Origin of the sequence: Occallatibacter sp. (assembly GCF_049802275.1) — a bacterium.
GTDB lineage: Bacteria > Acidobacteriota > Terriglobia > Terriglobales > Acidobacteriaceae > Telmatobacter.
Genome location: NZ_JBARMD010000086.1, coordinates 1 through 3,797 on the forward strand (window position 1 = coordinate 1; position 3,797 = coordinate 3,797).

Genomic DNA, 3,797 nt, shown 5'->3' on the forward strand with positions numbered 1-3,797 from the left:
CCCAATTCATCGGCTGGAATCCCGATGGCATCCCTGAGTTCGTGCGCTCGCGCAAGGCCATGCAATATGCAAGTTCCATCGACGAATACGTCGCCATTATCAAGGAAGGTAACAACGGCGGCTACGCCAATGACTGGCTGGTTGGCGACCGCAAAACGGGCGAGATTGCCTACCTGGAACTGGGTCTGAAGAATACCCCAGTCTGGCGCACAAAAGACGGGTACTTCATCAGCTCAAATTTTCCGCGCGATCCCGCTTTGATCAAGGAGGAAACCGACGCGTTCGACACCTCCAACATGTCCTCGTCCATGAATGCCCGGCACATCACCTGGGAGCGCAAAATTGCCGCGAGCAAGGGCCAGATCGACGTCAACCTTGCGGAGGAGTTCCTTGCCAGTCACGAAGATAGCTACACCGGCAAAGTGACCCCGGATGCCCGTACGCTTTGCGGCCACATTGATGCGGATTCCCATGGCGTCCCGGAGTGGGGAGACGCGCCCTACTATCCCGATGGCGCAGTCACCGGAAAAGTCACCGACTCCGACCTCGCCGCGAATCTTTCCATCATCGCGCGCGCCGGACATCCCTGCGGTGAAGACTTCCTCGCGGCTCCGTTCTTCGCCGCTCATCCGCAGTTCGACTACTTGAAACCGATCCTCAAAGACATGAAGGCCGGCCCGTGGACGAAATTCAATGCAGGCGACAAGCCCTGATCGCCGCCGAAGCACTATTTCACACGAATCCCGTCACCTGATCTTGAGGCAAGTTTTGCAGCCACCGTTCCGATCCAGGCAAGAAGTCATTATCAACGCGCCCTTGGAAGCGGTGTGGTCGTTCACAATGGATCTCACGAAAATCCCGGAGTTCCATCCTCGAGTGGTCAAGGTCGATCTTCTTTCTGGCAAGAGCATCCGCGAACCGGACGTGTCGTATCAATGTCATCTGGCAGGTGGGAAGCATTCATGCGTCGAGAAAGACATCGAAATTATCCCGATGCAAAAGATTGTCACTGTGCTTCCGGAGGACACGTTCGGTATCAGCAAGATTCTTGTTGATTACAGGGTGGAAACGACTTTCGAGCCGCTCGGCCATCGAACAACAAAGGTAGCAATCAGCCACTTCTACTCGACGACGACTTTAAAAGCCAAACTCCTCAATCTGATCGCAAAAGGAAAGATCGCCCGCCAGACTCAGGCAACCTTGAATGCGGCCAAAGCCATGATAGAGGCGGCCTGCAAAGCCGGACATGATTGAAGGCTATTTGTAGATGATGTGGATGTTCGTCTCGGTTACAGGGCAGGAGACATGCACCATGGCCATCGCAAATGCCGGTGCGCTTAGTCCGACGTGGGGATTGTTCGCGAATCCAAACCCTTCCTTCGGGATGCCGATGAAATTCCGATCCAACTTCCGATTTTTGTTTTCGTCGTGAATTGTGACGACCCCGTACTCTCCGGGGGGCACGTCTTCTATCACGGCAGTCACCTGGCGCGATCCAGCTTCAATTGGGGTAGGCCAATGATGAAACGACTTGTTCATGTCTTCGGGCCATCCGTCTGCCGACCTGAAGATCGCCGCACCCACCACGCCCGCAGAATTACGCAATCCGTCAACGTGAATGCGCAATGTGCATCCCGTGCCGCTATTCTCGGCCTGCTGCTGGCCCATGGACGAAATTGAATTCGCCCCCCGCCCCGCCTGCACGCAAGTCGAGGTTGCCAATTGGGCGGCGATTGCGAAAACTGTCATCAGGGGACGGAAGACTCTCATGCCTGGAGTTTAGACGTGCGACGAAGTCGAAGGGCAGGGAAACACTTGAACGGAAAAGCGGAGACGGCGAGGGCCGAATCGACGCCTTCAGTGTGTCTCAACTTGGATTGTGTCGCGTCAGAGGAAGTACGAGCGCGGACCCCCTTCGAGGGCATCCGCGCCGATGCACCCTAATAGCGCCCCGAACGTGCGCCGCTGCTGCTGCCTTTGCGTGCCTGGTAGCAGTCACGGCAAAACACCGGACGATCGCCGCGTGGTTCAAATGGAACAGTGGTTGGCTGGCCGCAGCCGGAGCAGATCACAGGTGTTCCATGGGATGGTGCCGGACGATAACCGGAGCCTCCCCCACCTTGTTCGCTCTTCTTTGCCTGACGGCAAGGCTTGCAGCGCTTGGGGGTCGAATAACCGCGTTCCTGAAAGAACGCCTGATCCGCAGCGGTGAACGTAAAATCTTGTCCACAATCACTGCACGTAAGTTGAATGTCTCCGGCCATGTGTGTCCTCTGAGAGTTGTCCTCGTCGCGATTGTACATACGACTTGGTAATTTTTATATAAGAATCTTCTTGAACCTCAGAAACTTAACATTCAGATTTAATCGATTTAGCGGATTCGCACCCATCTATCCCGGCGCGGTATAGTGGCTCAACCAGCCGCCCAACTGGGGCTCGTAACCGAACGCGACTACGGATGACCTTGCCAGATCCGGAATTCGAAGCCGAGTGCATCCGCCGCATTCTTGCCGGCGAGAAGCACTTGTTTCACGACCTCATCCGTCCCTGCGAGCGCTCCATCTACTTCCTGCTTCTCTCCTTGCTCAAGAATGAAACCGACGCGGAAGACGTGGCGCAGGAGACTGTCATAAAGGTCTACCAGAATCTGGACAAATTCCGCGGTGACTCCCAGTTTCGGACGTGGGTGCTCTCCATCGCCCGCAATGAAGGGCTGGGGCGGCTGCGCAAAATCAGCAGCCGCCGTGAAGACTCCCTCGATGCCGAAACCGATGAGCAGACAGGCGATTACACCCCGGCGATCCTCACCAGCTGGCGCGAAATCCCGACCGAGGCGCTGGAACAAAAAGAGCTAAGGGCGATCCTTCGCAAAGCCATCGAGGGTCTGCCCGAGATTTACCGTAACATCGTGCTGCTCAGGGACATCGAAGAAATGGATATCCGCCAGACTGCGGCCGCATTGGGAATCAGTGAGGCCGCCGTAAAGGTCCGCTTGCACAGGGCCCGCGCCTTGTTGCAGCGTGCCCTGGCTCCGCAATTGAAGGGATTTGCTCCCAGACGCAAAAGCTGGTTCGGGGGGCGCACATGAGGATCGACTGCAAACACGTCTGGGAGCACATCTCCGCCTACATCGAGGGCGAAGTCGACGCACCCCTGCGCGCCGATATCGATCGCCATCTCGAGACCTGCGAAATCTGTTCCGCTGTTCTCGACTCCACACGCAACGTGGTTATCCTGATGGCCGACGACCGTGTTTTTGAATTGCCCGCCGGATTCAGCAAGCGGCTTCACGCGCGTATTGACACGGAACTGGAAGCGTCCAGCGGCTGAGAGGGCTGCTTAGGTGCAGTTGCCCGTTATCCTGCACGGTGGAGGCGGCCCCGTGCGATGCACCATCGGATGCGTCCAGGTCTCCAACCCCACAAGAATGATCGTAACGATGGCCAGGACAATCTGCAGGCGTTCCGACCGCTTTTCTTTGGAACTCCTTTCGCGCCTGCGCCACTGTGCGGCAGGGCGATTTCTCAAGTGGCGAATCCACCCCAGCACCGCCAGATTCAGCACCGCGCCAAGCGTAGCCACGATCAGCATGGGAATGCGAATCGCATCCTGATGCCATCCTTTCGCAGGAGCGTAGATGCCGCTTGCGGCAGCCAGCGCCGAAAGCCCGATCGCCACCCGAATTCCGCTGACAGTCAATACCGCCGTGCACAGGCTCTGCAGGAGGGCAAGCATGGCGCTCGTCCAGCCAATGGTGCGCATTTGCTTAATGCTGATCCAAAAGCCGCGGGGCTCTA

7 protein-coding genes are annotated in these 3,797 nt (G+C 57.0%); 4 read left to right on the top strand and 3 right to left on the bottom strand.

The features are described 5' to 3' along the window. The coding region (locus WA354_RS02860; protein WP_472811500.1) for a C45 family peptidase at positions 1 to 713 on the top strand (713 nt) is incomplete at its 5' end. Further along, positions 694 to 1,254: an SRPBCC family protein gene (locus WA354_RS02865; RefSeq protein ID WP_472811501.1), complete on the top strand. Its 561-nt coding sequence runs from the start codon at positions 694 to 696 to the stop codon at positions 1,252 to 1,254. The genes WA354_RS02860 and WA354_RS02865, both read left to right, overlap by 20 nt. 3 nt (positions 1,255 to 1,257) lie before the next feature. Here the strand turns inward: WA354_RS02865 and WA354_RS02870 are convergent, their stop codons facing one another. Together WA354_RS02870 and WA354_RS02875 are read right to left on the bottom strand one after the other, a co-directional pair. Then, a complete protein-coding gene (locus WA354_RS02870; protein ID WP_472811502.1) occupies positions 1,258 to 1,749 on the bottom strand; it encodes a DUF2141 domain-containing protein in 492 nt (163 codons plus the stop codon). Between the two features lie 191 nt (positions 1,750 to 1,940). Further along, on the bottom strand, positions 1,941 to 2,303 hold the full coding sequence (locus WA354_RS02875) for a zinc-ribbon domain containing protein (RefSeq protein WP_472811503.1): 363 nt from the start codon (positions 2,301 to 2,303) through the stop codon (positions 1,941 to 1,943). A 161-nt stretch (positions 2,304 to 2,464) separates the two neighbouring features. On the opposite strand from WA354_RS02875, the gene WA354_RS02880 reads away from it, so the two are divergent. Both WA354_RS02880 and WA354_RS02885 read left to right on the top strand, forming a co-directional pair. Further along, positions 2,465 to 3,088: a sigma-70 family RNA polymerase sigma factor gene (locus tag WA354_RS02880; protein WP_472811504.1), complete on the top strand. Its 624-nt coding sequence runs from the start codon at positions 2,465 to 2,467 to the stop codon at positions 3,086 to 3,088. Then, on the top strand, positions 3,085 to 3,330 hold the full coding sequence (locus WA354_RS02885) for an anti-sigma factor family protein (protein ID WP_472811505.1): 246 nt from the start codon (positions 3,085 to 3,087) through the stop codon (positions 3,328 to 3,330). Before WA354_RS02880 ends, WA354_RS02885 begins: the two co-directional genes overlap by 4 nt. A 9-nt stretch (positions 3,331 to 3,339) precedes the next feature. Here WA354_RS02885 and WA354_RS02890 read toward each other — a convergent pair. Next, a partial coding sequence (locus tag WA354_RS02890) for a hypothetical protein (protein WP_472811506.1) occupies positions 3,340 to 3,797 on the bottom strand: 458 nt, incomplete at its 5' end.